Below are 14,270 nucleotides of genomic sequence, written 5' to 3'. Positions count from 1 at the left end.
GGTCAATAGAGGGTCGTCGTAATGGCGAGAACCAGTTTCAAACCACTGGTATCACTAGAAGTGGTGAAAATCGTCCCTGCATCCCAGGCAAAGCTTGAGTCACTGTAGGTGGCATTCTTGACAAGGTAGAGTCCAAGGGGGAACCCTGGTATCTTGAGCTTGATGCCTGCGCCCATGGCAAAGTACCAGTTGAGCGATCCCCATCCTTTCAAATCGCTTAGGTAGGAGGCTACCCCCGTGGCACTGGCAAAGACCTCGGCAGACAAAATGTTCTGCGCAAGGGGAACACTGAGTGATATCTGGTTATCGAAAAGGAAGGACTGGTCATAGACGACATTGAAACCACGTCCGATGTTCATACCATCGATGTAGAGCATCTCATACTTGGTAGCACCGAGTTTCGGGTCATGCCATCCCCAGCCACCGTCTTCCCCGTTGTTGTAATACTGGGGGAGCATGATGTTCACCGAGGAGGTTACACCCAATACCCCATGTGCAGGTTTGTCATCCAAGGTAAAGGTGAACAGGGAAATATACCCGCTGGCACTGGTTGTGGAACGGATGTAATTCGATAATCCAAATAGGAATCCTCCGGCATAGGTGAAATTCTGGCTGAGCAGGTACCCTTTTGTGGTATTCTCGATCAAATCCCTTCCATCCCAGGAGAGACCAAGTGTCAGGCGGTTGGAAAATTGCCATTGTTCGCCATATTTGTAGATGAGGCTTTCATAGGGGTCATAGAGATCCTTGTCATATACGGCTTTGTTCAAACCGATGGAAAGCCCGCTCGAGACTGTCAGGGAACCAGCATCAAACATAAATTTATAACCGGTATTATAGCCGACAGCCAGACGGAAATAGTAATAATCCATGAGATATTCGGATGAAGGGAGAGCCTTGTTGGCAGCTTCGTAACTCTCATAACTGGAATAGCCCAGAGGATAGGGGGTCGTACTGCTGTCTGTCTCATGCCCCGTGTAGTAATCCCCTTCCGTTGAGGTCTGCAGCACGGAATCCTTGAAACTCCGTTCGAAAGAGAAGGTCAACCCGTTGCTCCAACGCCGGTCTCCGACCCAGCCATCTGAAAAGGAAAGGGAAATACTCTGGGTGTCAGGGCTCAGGTTTGTGGAAATGGAAAGATCCCTTCCCGTTCCCCCGAGGTTCTTGTCCGACCACTGCAAAAATCCGCTTACCGGGAAACCGTCGACATTCCCCCCGAAGGTTGCACCGAACTGGATATCCATCTGGTTTCCTTCGGTAATCTTGTAGACTGGGATGACCGTGCCTTCCTGTGTCCCGTTGAGGATATCGAATTGGACATCGGTAACGATAAGGGTATTGTAAATGTTCTGGGCACTCTTGATCAGTTTTTCTTTACTGAAAATATCCCCTACCTTGAAGGTAAGTTCCCGCATGAATACATATGGCTTTGTCTTTGTCAGACCCTCGAGCCTTATATCCTCGATAACCGCCTGCTGGTTTTCCACGACGGTCAAAATATAGGAAATGGTATTGGTTTGCTCGTCACGGATCTCCTTGGTCGACAAGGTGTTGAAAATATACCCGTTATTCCAATACAGGTCGGCAACTGTTGAAATTTCTGACTGCACCTTGGAATAATCCAAGATAGAACCGGTTTTCAAGGTGACAAGGCTCTGGAACTGCTCGGCGGTGAAGACTTCGTTTCCTTCTACCGTGATTCCCCCGAACAACCACTGTGGACCTTCTACGATAGAATAGACGACCCTTAGTCTCGTGAATTTGTCATCTTCAGAACTAATATCCTCGGTTCTTACATCAGTGACCTTTGCATCGATATATCCGTTGTTCCTGTAGAAAGTAACCAGTTTTTCTTTGTCGGAGTCGATGGTTTTCTGTGTGTAATACCCTGCATTGAAATAACTTGTAGCCTTGCTTTCAATCTGTTTTTTCAAAAGGTCTGAATTAAGTTTCTCATTGCCTTCGAATAAGATCTCACCGATTTTCTTCTGGGGGCCTTCCTCGATGGAATAGGTTACCGTAGCTTTGTTTGTTGCCTCGTCGACCGTATACTCAGAAGAAATCTTGACATCAGGGAAACCTTTGGCAAAATAAATTTCCTTTACAGCCTCTTTTGAATTCTCAAGGTTCTGGTCTTGGAGGAATGATCCCTGGCGAACGGTCAGGGCCTCCTCGATTGCTTTGGTTTTTATCCCATCATTTCCGGTTATTACTGCCGAGTTTACATAGGGGAGCTCATAGAAAGTCATGACAATTTTCAAATCATTGTCGCCCTCTCCGGTTCGCTGGGCATCTGCTAAAAAATAGAGAAAATTGTCCTGGGCGTAGAGTTCTCCCTGCAATTCGTTGAAAAGTTCATCGGTAAACACTTTGCCGATATATTTATATTGAAGATCAGCCACTTTGCTTTCCGGTACATTCTGAAGTCCAATATTTTCAAATGAAACTATTTTTTTCCCTGTATACCAAGGGGTTTCTTCTGCTGCAACCAATACTGATGCCGTAAAGAAAAATACAAGCAAAAGGCTCAAGACCCTATGCATTTTCCGGTTGTTCATGATGACTCCTATTTATATGACTAACGCAGTACTATCCTGCGGGTTACACTAAAACCAATGGTATCCAAAATATTGTAAACCGACAACTCATTCGGCTGAGTAAAAAGCGAGAAGGTACTGAGAGGGTTGTTCCATTCCAGCGAAAGTTCCAAATCGAGAGAAAGGTCAGGGACAAGGAAAGACCTGGTAACTTTTGAACTATCCATTGCAGTCAAGTGCAGAAGCGCCTGCAAAAAGGAATTGTTGCCGATATATTTGCCCATAAACATTGTCGTATTATTGAGGTATCTTGCCAAGGGACTGGATGTGGAAGAATAGGTACTGCCAGGCAAGGCCTCGATCAAAACATTCTGTACGATATTGCTCCTGAGACTGAACATGTCCAGCCCTAGGGATATCCGGATGATTTCGGTAAGATCAGTAGTCCCGTTGTTGGTTATCAGGCCCAGGCGTTCCGCGACGTCGGTAGCTGCAACAGCAAGTGAAGCCACACTTGAGAGGTTTACCTGGCCGTAGGCGCCGGTTGGCAATATACTCTGACCAAGGATTTCAAGTATTTCATTGATATCCTTTGAGGGGACACTCTCGAAGGTCGGGTTGAGGTTGGTCAAGGTGCTTTCACGCAAAACGAGATAGATGTCTACCCTGTTCCCGCTGGTGTCAAAGTCTGCCATCTTTGCTCTGAGATTGATCTTGGGTTGGATACCATCCTGGCCGGAGAGGGCATCGGTATGTAACGAGAGGGAGCCTTCGGTGATAAAGAAATTTTTCTGGAAATAAAAGATTTCACCGCTTCGGAAGGAAAAGACCCCATCAAGGTTGAAAACCTTGCTCTTATGGTCATACAGGAATGCAAGCTTTTGGTTTTCGTTGATGGTTGCATTGATAATCGGGTTTACAGGGTTTGGATAGAAGAAGGAAACGTTCTTTCCTGTAGTAATGTTGAAATCGGTACTTGTCGTATGGCCCGCTAGATACCAAGGGGGTAAGTCCTTGATACCCATGCTCATAGAAGCGTTCTCAATGAGTACATCACCGGAAATCCATGTTTCATTCCCTACGCCGGAAAGCTCAAAATCCCCACTTGCATAGGCCTTGATGTCTGCGTCGATATCAAGTATGGGGAGCCAAATGAAAACAGAACCTGAGTCAGTGGTGGCATTTATCTGATAATTGGAAATCGAAAGGCCATTCAGGGATGCGGAAACCTTTCCTCTGCCTTGGACAGTCTCCCCTGTCGTGAGATTGGTCGAGAAGAAGGGGAAGAAGGAGGTAGTACCGCGTTCGCCGTTGAAAGAAGCCGTTACGTTCTTGGCTGAGACAATATCCTTTTGAAGCCAGAATATCTGTAGTTTGACATTGTCCACAAACAGTTGTCCATAGACTTTCAAGTTTGCCGGAGCCCCGCTGAGGAGCATTTCCCCCTCGACGTTGCCTTCAAGGAACGTAAGTATCGGTTTGGGGAATATCCTGTTGAGCAAAGGAAGCGGGAAGAAAATATTGTCTGCTTCCAGGTAAATATTTTCCTGGTTCAAGGAGCCAATAAAATCACCTCCGACTCCAAACCGCTTGTCCAGGGATCCCGAGAAAGAATTGGTATGTAAATCATAGCCAAGCTTCAAAAGGGAACTATCCACTTTCAGGTCACCATTCTGATAGGAAATAGTATAGATCCCGTCTGAAATACCTTTTTCTCCAAGAAGCAGAATATCAGTGACCGACAGCGTTGCCGTCAATTGGTTTTCGTGAATGTTTTTAATAGTGCCGGATAGGTCAAAAATACTCTCTGCAGGGGTAAAGCCAAGGTCGAAGGTATAGTTGAAATGGGTGTCCTGGTCTTTGTAGACGAGGTGTTTGACAGAAACAAACCGACCGAGTGAAGTGAGAAGGCCTTTATCCGTATCCAAAGAAAGCGCGAAATCCTCTATGGACGATTCTCCATATGTGACAGTTGCATTGTCAAACGTAAGCAAATTGTTTTTGACAATGATGTCGGTTTTCGCCGAAAGTGGCTTCTTCCAGGCATCGGTACTCGAAAGAGTGAGGTTCCCATCTATATCCAGGATTTCGGAAAAATCGGTAAATCCTACAAAGGAGGCATCGAGCAGCAAACCTGCTAGCTGTGGGTTCAGGCTTCCCAGGTCCAGGGCCTTGATAGTCGTTATCCCCTCTATCCTTTCACCTTCTGAAGACAGGGCGATTTCAAAACGCTGTCTGTCCGAATCATCCATAGCAAAGGATACAGTAAAAGGCTGCATCAGTTTGGCCTGTACGTTCTCGATAATTTCTGTTCCTTGGTAAAGGAAGTTCCCAACAAAGTCCTTGGACCCATCAGAGAGTGACAGGGAATCGATTTTGATCCTCGTGGGAATAGCGGAAAGCGAACCTGATAACGAATAATTCTTGCCGAAAAGATACAACGGCTCAACATTGATGGTATCGGATAGCAATTCCCAGTCATGCAAATTGTTGATGGTAAACGAAAGGTTCCCCGTAATCTGCGAATCCTTCAGGAAAGAAATCGTAGGTATGGGCAACTTTTTGCTCTTCACCTGTACCGAGACAGGGGGAATGAAAGAAGCTGCCACCGACAATTCCTTTCCGCTTTGGAGATTGAAATCAAGGGTATTGGCAGAGAAATCAATATCCAAGGGATAGTTTTTATCCAACAGGGACAACGTGGCTTGGCTGAAAACCGTTCCCACATTGCCCTGTTCAATGCTCCCGTCGATCGCAAAGGATTCCATCAGGGGTGTCGTTATGGAAAAACGGTATTTTTTCGGAGGGAAGGGGGAGAACCCGACGGAAAACAAGGTTGAACCATCAGCCACGTTGGAAAGTGACAGGTTGCCGGAAGGAAGCCAGGTGCCGATGGCTGTTGTCCCATTGAAGAGCATTCGATACCCCGAAGTCGTCAGGGTCATGGAATCTATGGCTACCGAGTCTGTGTTTATATGGGCCAGCAATGTGGAGCCAGCATTAAGGGTCCTGTTGCCGACCGAAAGGCCCAAAAGGGCTAAGTCGGCAGACAAAGTACCATCGAAGCCAAAGAGTTTTCCTTTCCCCTGCGTTGACTGGAAAGAGAAGTTTCCGGTCAGGAGGGAGTCCTCGGAAAGATACGGGTTCAAGAAGGGGGCATAGGTATCGATAACAGTCTGGAAAGCAGTAATGTCAAGGTTTTGGAGGCGGGAATCCAAAGAAAGGGTTCCTTTTTGTGAACTGGGGAGGTCATATAGGGCATAGATGGATAATTGGTCCCCGTAGGAGAGCTCTGTCTGGATTTGCTGCTGCCCAAAATCATTCTGATATCCGGTGGAGAGTGAGAAGTTTCCCTTTGCAAGGTTAGTGGTGAGCGAAGTGAGATCAACGGAACTGGAAAGCTTTGAGAAATACTGTGTGAAGTGCAGGGATAAGGAAAGAGGGCTTGCCAGGCTAATATTCTGTTTTTCCCAGAGCAGTGAGGTACCGGTTTCCATTGATAGGTCAAGGCTCTGATACCCTTTACTGTCAGCAAGCCCCTGTGCTGAAACCTGTATATTGCCTAGGGAAATCTTCCAGCCAAAGAGGCTTGTCTCAAGCTCACGCAGGGAAAGCTGGGCGTATTGGCGTCCGCCGTCCTGTAATTCGACTGATCCCTGCAAGGAGTTGAATACAACCGGTTCCTCCCCCGACTTTACAAGGGTGATGTTTTCCCCTTCTTTTGTACCGAAGCCAATGAGCATGGAATTTTCCAAGAATTTTGCATTGGCACTGCTTGTAGGCATCGTTACCAGGTAATCGTTGCTTTCAAAGCGCAAAGAATCGAAGGAAGCCTCGGCAAGCGAAGGCTTAGCTTTCTCGAGCGTTAGCTTTCCGGAGAGATTCGGAATAGTGAATATTCCTTCACTCCTTGCCAATGTCAATGCTCCGAGCGAAACATCAAATACCGTTACGCCTTCGGATAGGTTGAAAGAAGGAAACTGGGATTGGATAACTAGCTTCGAGAAGGAAATGTCAGAGTCTGCAAAATGAGAGATTGCCGATTGGGCAAGCAATTGCAGCTGCAATTGCTTATTAAAGGAGAGTGTAATGGTTTTTGCATGGAACGAATCGTTCCCATAGGTAAGATTTCCTTCACCGATGGCTGCTGTGAGTGACACAAATGATAGATTTTTTCCCAGTTTCAAAGAAACATCGGCATCCTCGATGCTGGTTGCCAACTGAGGCAGTGAAAGGTTCGCAGAAAGGGAATTTGCAGTGAACGACAAAGAATTTCTGTTCAACCAGGAATTGAGGAATCGATTCGGAAGCGAAGAACCCTGGGAGTTGAAAGACAAATTCGATACTGTCATATCGAGCACAGGATTCTGGGCTTCCAAAGAAAAAGTCCTGTTTCCCTGGAAAAACGAAAGCAAAACGGTTTGCAGCGGTTCTTGGACCAAAAGGCTCTCCGCTGTAAAGGGTGTAGTCCCGGAATCGGTAACGCTGATTTTGTTCAGCTCGATTTTCTTGAAAAAACCACGGTCAAGGGTTTCAGCTGTTATGGAGAGGTTTCCTCCCCGGTCAAATCGGCCAAGGATAAAATCGGCCAAGGGTTGTGCGGGATTACCCATTTGGAAAGAAAGAATACCATACAGACAAATCGCCATACAGGAAAGTACGACGAGAATGGAAACTGCTATGTCTTTGGCGGTTGTATGGTATCTCAAAATTAGCGCACCTTTGCAACAGTATATCTTATTGTTTTTGGTTTGGCATCACTTTTGGTGAGCCTAAGGTGAAGATGAAAGGTAAACTGTAGGTGTTTTTGCGAGAGAAACAGATTTACTGCCTGTATTGTTTACGATACCATATTAGAACCAAGGAGAATTACTATGCCTTCAGTTTTACATAATTTCGTTGTTTTCGAAGGATTGGACGGAGCGGGGACCACAACCCAGATGAAATTACTTGCAGAGGCCTGTGATCGGTCGGACATATCCTGCAGGGCAACTTTTGAGCCTACCGACAAACCGATAGGTCGCCTGGTAAGATCCGTATTGCAAAAACAGATAGTGACTACCCCGCTTGCCCTGGCCATGCTGTATGCCGCAGACAGGGAGGATCACCTGTATAATCCAATCAATGGGATTGTCAATGACCTGGAAAGTGGAAAAATGGTCATCTGTGACAGATATTTCTATTCTTCGCTTGCCTATCAGGGGGTTGAATGCGACTACGATAAAATTGCCAGTATAAATGATTTCCCGGCTCCTCAATATATATTTTACATCGATACACCGGTCGAAGAGTGCCTGAGAAGAATAACCGGTCGGGGACTCACCGAGGAACTGTTCGAAAAGAAGGATTTCTTGGAAAAGGTAAAGCATAACTATGAGAGAATCTTCTCTACCCTTTCCAAGGAGGTCATCCTTGTCAGGATCGACGGGCTCCTTCCCAAGGAGGAAATTGCCCGACAGATCCAAAAAGTTCTGTTCTAGCGTATGAACATTGCATCCCCATAGCTATAGAAGCGATATCTCTCTTCTACGGCATGGGCATAGGCCCCCATGATATGGTCTCTGCCGGCGAAGGTTGATACTAGCACCAGCAAGGTAGATTCCGGGGTATGGAAATTGGTGAGAAGTTGGTCGACAACCTTCCACTGGTAACCGGGCATGATAAATAGGTTTGTCCTGTTTAAGCCGGGGGCGAGCAGCTGTTGTTCTACATTGAAGGCACTTTCCAGAGTCCTTACGCTTGTCGTCCCAGTGGCGACAATTTTTTTGCCAGCCTTCTTTGCCTCAGTTACGATCCTTGCCGTTTCTTCACTGACTTCAAACCGCTCGTAATGCATATGATGGTCTTCGAGGTCTTCCGTCCTGACTGGAAGGAAGGTGCCCGGACCAACATGCAATGTTATCGGTGCAAAGGTACACCCTTTTTGTAATATCCTGTCAATGATTTCCTGGGTGAAATGCAAGCCTGCTGTCGGGGCGGCTACAGAACCCTCCGTCTTGGCAAATACAGTCTGATAGCGTGTCTCGTCTTTGAAATCGTCTTCCCGTTTTATATAGGGTGGCAAAGGGACGTGTCCCAGTTCCTGGAAGAAAGATTCGTCAAGCGGTTGTGCAAAAGCAATGGTACGGGTCCCATCCTCATTTTCGCTGATAATCTCGGCGTTATAGGAAAGGGAACCTTCTTCATTTGCAAAATGATATCGTTTCCCCACGCGTTGCTTCTTTAGTTTCGTGACCATAACCTGCCAACTATGGTCGAGGTTTTCCTCGAGGAACAGGAATTCTACCCTACCGCCTGTTTCACTCATTCCGAAAACGCGTGCTTTTCTTACTTTGCTATTATTGATCACGATGACACTACCCTCTTCGAGGTAGTCCACAAAATCCTGCATCATTGCATCGGTGTAGGTCCCGTTTTTTCTATCCAAAACCAAAAGCCTGTCATTGCCCCTTCTCTCTGCAGGAGTCTGGGCAATGAGTTCAGGCGGTAAGTCAAAAGAGAATTCCTTGATCTTCATTACTGTTCCTTATGCTGGAAAGCCCGAGCAAGTCATAGGCTTTCTTTGTTGTCATTCGTCCGCGCGGGGTTCTTTTAAGGTATCCTTTCTGGATAAGGTACGGTTCATAGAAATCCTCAAGCGATTCAATGGCTTCTCCCACCGAAATGCTTAAGGTCTCTGCTCCGACAGGGCCGCCATCGTAAAATTCGATGATAGTCCTTAAAATATTCCTGTCTTGTTTTTCCAGGCCATTGAGGTCGATGCCCAGACGGCCCATTCCATGATGGACTATCTCGGTGGTAATAATCCCGTCACCAAGGACTGTTGCAAAATCGCGGAGGCGTTTGAGAAGCCTGTTCGCAATCCTGGGGGTTCCCCTGCTACATTTTGCCAACAGATCGATTGCATCCTTTGAAATGGAAATATCCATGATCGTAGCTGACCTTGCAATAATCTGAGCCAGTTCCTTTTCATTGTAGAATTCAATATGGCAGGTTATGCCAAAGCGTGAGGAAAGCGGGCTGGAAACAGAACCGGCTTTGGTAGTGGCCCCGACAAGGGTGAATTTGGGGAGAGGGATTCTCATCGTCCTTGCTGCAGGTCCCTGTCCGATGACCCAGTCGATTTCAAAATCCTCCATGGCAATATAGAGCATCTCTTCCAGGGCAGGCTTGAGACGATGGATTTCGTCAATAAAGAAAACAGAGCCCTCGGTGACATTGGTCAAGATGCCTGCAAGATCTTTGGGTTTGTCTAAAGCCGGGGCACTGGTCATACGGATTTCCGAACCCATTTCGTTGGCAATGATCGAGGCAAGGGTCGTCTTCCCCAATCCGGGAGGACCGATGAGAAATGTATGGTCAAGCGGTTCCTCTCGTTCACGAGCTGCCCTGATAAAGATGGAGAGGTTGTCTTTCAACTGTTGCTGGCCTTGGAAATCGCAAAGCATTTTCGGTCTGAGAATATTTTCCTGGACATCGGCTTCCTGCTGGAAGGAAGTAGAGACGACAGAGCTGCTCTGCAGTTCGTCAAGGTCTTTCAGGTCCGTTTCAAAATCTTCCATGCACTACCCCAATGCAACTATTGCATTGCGGAAGAGTAACTCCTCCGCTTCGTGCCTACCCAGGGACTCAAGCTGTGGTCCTAACTGGATAAGCAGCGTATCCAAGACTTCCTCGCTGCGTTTGCGGTCATAGCCCATATCAAACAGGGCATCGAGAATATCTGTCCATTTCTTGAGCTTTCCGTTTTTGGAGGATGACGGGGAAATGGTTTTTTCATCGTCAAGCACCAGCATATTCCTGAGTGCGAGAATCATTTTCTGGCCTGTCTTTGGGCCGATACCCGGAATCGAGGAAAGCAGTTTTACATTTCCACTGTCAAGGGCAAGGGCCAATTGCTTCACGCTGATACCGGAAAGTATTTTCAGGGCTTGTTTTGAGCCGATCCCGGAAACACTTTGCAACTGAGTGAATGCATCCCGTTCCTGTTCGTCGAAGAAACCAAAGAGTGTCATGCTGTCTTCACGGTGATGCAATACAGACAGCAACCGAACTTTCTGGCGGTCTTCTACCTGCAACTGGCTGAGCCTGCTGGATGTCTGGCCAGTAATGAGGAGGCGGTATTCAACATAACCCGCACGCAGTATGACTTCCCCTTCACTGATGGTGACAATGTCTCCGATGATTGCATTAATCATTTTCCCTGTATCCTTTTCTGTGTAGCGTCAAAGACTGAAAGACAGATGGCAACAGCCAAAGCGTCAGCTGCATGGTCAGGTTTGGGGATTTTCTCAAATCCCAGCAAAATCCTGACCATCTCCTGGATTTGCTTTTTATCCGCGCCTCCATACCCCGTTACCGCAATCTTGATAGTTGGCGGGCTGAAGAGCCTGACCTCGATATTCTGGATGGAAAGCTGGTGCACCGCGGCCCCTATGACTTTTGCAACCGGTATAGCCGAACTGACATTCTTGGTAAAGAATATATCTTCCATTCCGCAGATTTCAACCTGCTGCTCTTCCGCAATCTTACCAATCGATGCAGCAATGAAATGAATCCGTTCAATGTCAGGCATCGTTGGGGATGTTTTGATTATTCCAAAAGAAACAGGCCGGTTACGTTGCCCGTTTGAATCGACAACGCCCCAGCCTGTCTGTGCATATCCTGGATCAATACCGAGGATTCGCATGCGTTACGCTTCGTCACCTTCCTCGAAATCATCGGGGAGATCAAGGTTGGTAAAAACTTCCTGGACATCGTCGAGTTCTTCGAGTCGGTCGACAATCTTCAGGACTTTACGGGCCCTTTCTGTCTCAAGGGTAACCATCTGGTCTGCAATCTTCTCGATTTCAGCACTTTCCTGCTCAAAACCGGCTGCCTGCAGCGCTTCGAGAACATTGGCAAAGTCTGCCGGTGAAGTCGTTACTTCGATTGAATCTTCGTTCGTCGTGACATCATCGGCTCCGTTTTCAAGGGCGACCTCAAAAATCTGTTCCTCAGTGTACTTTGATGCATCAAAAATGATGATACCTTTCGTCTGGAACATATACGAGACACAACCGGTAGCACCGAGGGTACCGCCTGATTTTGTCAATGTGGAACGGACATCACTTGCCGTTCTGTTCTTGTTGTCGGTAAGCGTATCAATAATGATTGCTACACCACCAGGGGCGTAACCTTCATAGGTAAGTTCATAATATACGGAAGTACCGAGTTCTCCGGCACCTTTCTTGATTGCCCTGTCAATATTGTCTTTGGGCATATTCTCAGCCCTTGCCTTAAGGACAGCAGTGCGAAGCCGGGCATTCGTGTCTGGGTCTGACCCACCCATCTTTGCGGCAACTGAAATTTCTTTGATCAGTTTTGTGAATTTCTGGCCGCGCTTTGCATCGGCGATACCTTTTTTGTGTTTGATTGTAGCCCATTTGCTATGGCCGGACATAATTGAACCTCTTAAAATTTTAGTATGCGTTATATAAAAAATGAACCCACTTACGCTATCACAACAGGAGGGACCGGTCAAGGGGTTAAAAAACCGCCATGGCGAGCCTTAGCACAATATCGTCAAGGAACATCATTCCCTGCTCGCTCAGAAAGAAAGACTGAGGGGAGTCGAAATACCAAAAAGGCTCGAAGGTTTTAACGGTTTTCCCAAAGAGCTTGTCAAAGTCATATCCAAACCTTGCAGAGAATTGCACTTTGTCGATACCTTCGTCGGTACGCAGTGCCATGAGAAGGTATTCTTCCAGATATTCGACCTTTGTCAGGATTTCTACAGCATATCCGCTGAAGATTTCTCCTGAAGAAAAGGTTGCAAGGTCCTGCTCCTGGGTAAGGGATTTTACCTGGTCTTCTTCCACCAAGGTAGAGGCTGCGCTGCTTCCAAGCCCCAGATAACTGGATAGATTCCAATATCTGAGATTATGCAGGCAGCGTTTGCCCTGCTTTGCGAAGTTCGAAATCTCATAGTGCCGATACCCGAGTTTCTTAAGATGAAGATAGCAGGCAGAGAGCATTTTTTCCTGGTTGTCTTCGGTAAGAAGCGAAACCATATTCGAATCCACTTTCCGTGCAAGCTCTGTCCCTTCCTCAATCGTGAGGCAGTAGAGGCTGATATGCGTAGGGTCTGCAAGAAAGACCAAGTCATCGATATCTGCAAGGGCCTGTTCGACAGTCTGTCCCGGGATGCAGGTCATAAGGTCGAACGAAAGGTCTGTGCCGTAGAGAGCATGCACCTGTTTTGCGTAGGCAATTCCCTGTAAATTATCTGAACGCGAGGCATTCCTGCCCAGGTTTTTCAAGGACGTGTCGTCCATGCTCTGGATACCCATGCTCAGGCGGGAAACAAGCTTCTGTGCAAAAAGCGGGAAAAAGGCAGGCGAAAAACTCTCAGGGTTCATCTCAATGGTACATTCTTTGCTTTTCCCGAAGAGTTGGCTTGCTTTCAGCAACCTTTCGAGCTGTTCGAAGGAAAGGCACCCAGGGTTGCCTCCCCCGAAGAAAATGGTCTCGAAGGGTTTGTGCAATTTGTCTGCATAGAATAGAATTTCCCGTTCCAGACGGTCGACATAGGCTTCTTTGTACTGTTGCCAGGCCCCTCTTGGCTCCGAGTAGAAAGCACAGTAGGAACAACAACTGTTGCAAAAAGGGATATGTACGTATAGCGAAAGATTGTCAACCAATAGGAGTTCACTCACTATTTATTACCCAGATATCCGATACGATTGAACGGGAAAAAGCGAAAAAGAACCCTTCCGTTGATTTTTTTCTGGGAAATAGGCCCGAAATAACGACCGTCGCGGGAATCGTCGCGGTTATCACCTAAAGGAAGAATGGAACCTTGGGGTACGTAGATCCCTTGGCTGTACTTATGGCTATCGCTTCTGGAGTTGAAATCGCTCGGGTCGAATAATGCCTTTGTCCTCATTTTGGAAGTCTCGAACTGGTACATGTCATCCGGGTAGTTATCGTTCTTGACCGAAAGGTAGGCAGAGGAAAGGTAGGTCGGCGCACTATTTGCCTGTATGCCAAGTTCCTTGTACCCGAACAAGGACCCCCATGCTTTGATACCATCATAGGTAGAGGCATCCACGCTGCGGTGTGGGCCGTCGACCAGATTGTTTTCCGCCCGGAATGTGTTTTCGTCAATGAAGGAATCACTTCCAGAGGGGCGGATGTAGACGTTGCCTTCCTGGAAACGGATTACATCACCGGGAAATCCGATCGCTCGTTTGACATATAGGCGCTCGGCAATCGAGCCGTCTTCATTCCTGTCGATATTTACCAGGGAAAAGGTGCTCATGTAGAGAATCTGGGAGAGGATGTCAAAAAAAGGACCCTTTGAGATATATTCCGGATTATAGAACGTAATGATATTGTCCCGGTGCACCATCCGGTTTGCCTGGGCAATCTTTGGTCCGCTGGGGTAGATTTCAATACCGTAGCTGGTCTTGCTTACAAATACCCGGTCTCTGACAAGCAGTGTATTTACCATCGAGGGTGTAGGGATAAGAAATAACTGAAACAAGTATTGGTTGATCAAAAAAACCGCAACCACGGCAAAGACAAGGGCGTCTGCCCAGCCTTTGATCTCTCCCACGACGGTACGTGGTTTCTTGTTGGCAAGTTCGTACGCTTTCTCAGCCTTTCGGCGGGTAAGGATACTGACTGTCTTTTTCTCAAGAAAAGTCCAAATTTTATCCATATTTAGCAAAGTAGCACAATAGGTGCGAG

The 14,270-nt window shown here is 47.0% G+C and carries 10 protein-coding genes; 1 reads left to right on the top strand and 9 read right to left on the bottom strand.

What is annotated here, in order from left to right; genetic code table 11:
* Positions 1–2: 2 nt before the first annotated feature.
* Together bamA and SPIGRAPES_RS02000 are read right to left on the bottom strand one after the other, a co-directional pair.
* Complete coding sequence (bamA, locus tag SPIGRAPES_RS02005; RefSeq protein WP_014269111.1) at positions 3–2,558, bottom strand: outer membrane protein assembly factor BamA; 2,556 nt, start codon at positions 2,556–2,558, stop codon at positions 3–5.
* A gap of 20 nt (positions 2,559–2,578) precedes the next feature.
* Entirely contained in the window at positions 2,579–7,246 is a 4,668-nt protein-coding gene (locus tag SPIGRAPES_RS02000; RefSeq protein ID WP_014269110.1) for a translocation/assembly module TamB domain-containing protein, read from the bottom strand.
* 165 nt (positions 7,247–7,411) lie between these two features.
* On the opposite strand from SPIGRAPES_RS02000, the gene tmk reads away from it, so the two are divergent.
* A complete protein-coding gene (gene tmk, locus SPIGRAPES_RS01995; protein WP_014269109.1) occupies positions 7,412–8,017 on the top strand; it encodes a dTMP kinase in 606 nt (201 codons plus the stop codon).
* Here the strand turns inward: tmk and queA are convergent.
* The 7 genes from queA to lepB form a co-directional block, all read right to left on the bottom strand.
* Entirely contained in the window at positions 8,014–9,054 is a 1,041-nt protein-coding gene (gene queA / locus SPIGRAPES_RS01990) for a tRNA preQ1(34) S-adenosylmethionine ribosyltransferase-isomerase QueA (protein WP_014269108.1), read from the bottom strand. The genes tmk and queA overlap by 4 nt on opposite strands.
* The gene (gene ruvB / locus SPIGRAPES_RS01985; protein ID WP_014269107.1) at positions 9,029–10,099 is read right to left on the bottom strand and encodes a Holliday junction branch migration DNA helicase RuvB; all 1,071 of its coding nucleotides are present in this window, start codon (positions 10,097–10,099) and stop codon (positions 9,029–9,031) included. The genes queA and ruvB overlap by 26 nt, the downstream gene beginning before the upstream one ends.
* A 3-nt stretch (positions 10,100–10,102) precedes the next feature.
* Positions 10,103–10,735, bottom strand: a complete 633-nt coding sequence (gene ruvA / locus SPIGRAPES_RS01980; protein WP_014269106.1) for a Holliday junction branch migration protein RuvA — start codon at positions 10,733–10,735, stop codon at positions 10,103–10,105.
* The gene (locus SPIGRAPES_RS01975; protein ID WP_014269105.1) at positions 10,732–11,226 is read right to left on the bottom strand and encodes a crossover junction endodeoxyribonuclease RuvC; all 495 of its coding nucleotides are present in this window, start codon (positions 11,224–11,226) and stop codon (positions 10,732–10,734) included. The genes ruvA and SPIGRAPES_RS01975 overlap by 4 nt, the downstream gene beginning before the upstream one ends.
* A gap of 3 nt (positions 11,227–11,229) precedes the next feature.
* Entirely contained in the window at positions 11,230–11,979 is a 750-nt protein-coding gene (locus SPIGRAPES_RS01970) for a YebC/PmpR family DNA-binding transcriptional regulator (protein WP_014269104.1), read from the bottom strand.
* Between the two features lie 85 nt (positions 11,980–12,064).
* On the bottom strand, positions 12,065–13,234 hold the full coding sequence (gene hemW, locus SPIGRAPES_RS01965; protein WP_014269103.1) for a radical SAM family heme chaperone HemW: 1,170 nt from the start codon (positions 13,232–13,234) through the stop codon (positions 12,065–12,067).
* Positions 13,234–14,241 carry a signal peptidase I gene (gene lepB, locus SPIGRAPES_RS01960; protein WP_014269102.1) on the bottom strand — a complete coding sequence of 336 codons (1,008 nt, stop codon included), beginning with the start codon at positions 14,239–14,241 and terminating at the stop codon, positions 13,234–13,236. The genes hemW and lepB overlap by 1 nt, the downstream gene beginning before the upstream one ends.
* Positions 14,242–14,270: the final 29 nt, after the last annotated feature.

The organism is Sphaerochaeta pleomorpha str. Grapes (assembly GCF_000236685.1).
Taxonomy (GTDB): domain Bacteria; phylum Spirochaetota; class Spirochaetia; order Sphaerochaetales; family Sphaerochaetaceae; genus Sphaerochaeta; species Sphaerochaeta pleomorpha.
This window is presented reverse-complemented; position numbering and strand designations above follow the sequence as displayed.

Excerpts from the sequence above, each read along its gene's own strand:
- bamA (WP_014269111.1), bottom strand. The coding sequence starts at position 2,558 with ATGAACAACCGGAAAATGCATAGGGTCTTGAGCCTTTTGCTTGTATTT.
- tmk (WP_014269109.1), top strand. The coding sequence starts at position 7,412 with ATGCCTTCAGTTTTACATAATTTCGTTGTTTTCGAAGGATTGGACGGA.
- queA (WP_014269108.1), bottom strand. The coding sequence starts at position 9,054 with ATGAAGATCAAGGAATTCTCTTTTGACTTACCGCCTGAACTCATTGCC.
- ruvB (WP_014269107.1), bottom strand. The coding sequence starts at position 10,099 with ATGGAAGATTTTGAAACGGACCTGAAAGACCTTGACGAACTGCAGAGC.
- ruvA (WP_014269106.1), bottom strand. The coding sequence starts at position 10,735 with ATGATTAATGCAATCATCGGAGACATTGTCACCATCAGTGAAGGGGAA.
- SPIGRAPES_RS01975 (WP_014269105.1), bottom strand. The coding sequence starts at position 11,226 with ATGCGAATCCTCGGTATTGATCCAGGATATGCACAGACAGGCTGGGGC.
- SPIGRAPES_RS01970 (WP_014269104.1), bottom strand. The coding sequence starts at position 11,979 with ATGTCCGGCCATAGCAAATGGGCTACAATCAAACACAAAAAAGGTATC.
- lepB (WP_014269102.1), bottom strand. The coding sequence starts at position 14,241 with ATGGATAAAATTTGGACTTTTCTTGAGAAAAAGACAGTCAGTATCCTT.